General features: G+C 70.3%; 1 pseudogene. It reads right to left on the reverse strand.

From position 1 onward, the window contains the following. Positions 1 to 542, reverse strand: a pseudogene (locus EN939_RS37190) (hypothetical protein); the annotation flags it as partial. Between the last annotated feature and the right edge of the window lie 17 nt (positions 543 to 559).

Consider the following 559-nt stretch of genomic DNA (forward strand, 5'->3'; position numbering starts at 1 on the left):
CCCACCGACTGGGCGAGGATGCCGATGGAATCGGTGCCGCGCGTCGTGACCTTGGCGTTTGCGATGTTATAGGTGACCTCGTCTCCGTTGCCGGCCGCGCTGCCGCTGCCGCCCACCGAAACAGACACGATGCCGCCAAGCGCAAAGGCGCCACCGCCATTGCCGCCGCCGCCACCCACAGACTGTGCGAGGATGCCGATGGCCGAACGACCGTTGGTGTCGACCGTCGGACCGGTCGCGGCCTGGTTGACGTTGACGGCTCCGGCATTGCCGCCGGTTCCGCCGCCGCCGCCGATCGCGACAGCGACTGCCGGGGCGACCGACAGGGCAAAGCCGCCATTGCCGCCACCACCACCGACCGACTGAGCCAGAACGCCATGCGCGCCGTCGCCGCTGCCGTCAGCGCCAGTTGTTATCGTGCCGCCGACATTGGCGATGACAGTCCCGCCCTTGCCGCCGCCGCCGGCTGTGCCGCCGATCGACACGATGCCGGCTGCGCCGCCGCCATCGCCGCCGCCGCCACCGATCGATTCGACCAGCATGCCAATAGCACCCCGAC

The organism is Mesorhizobium sp. M7A.F.Ca.CA.002.05.1.1 (assembly GCF_003998335.1).
Classification (GTDB): domain Bacteria; phylum Pseudomonadota; class Alphaproteobacteria; order Rhizobiales; family Rhizobiaceae; genus Mesorhizobium.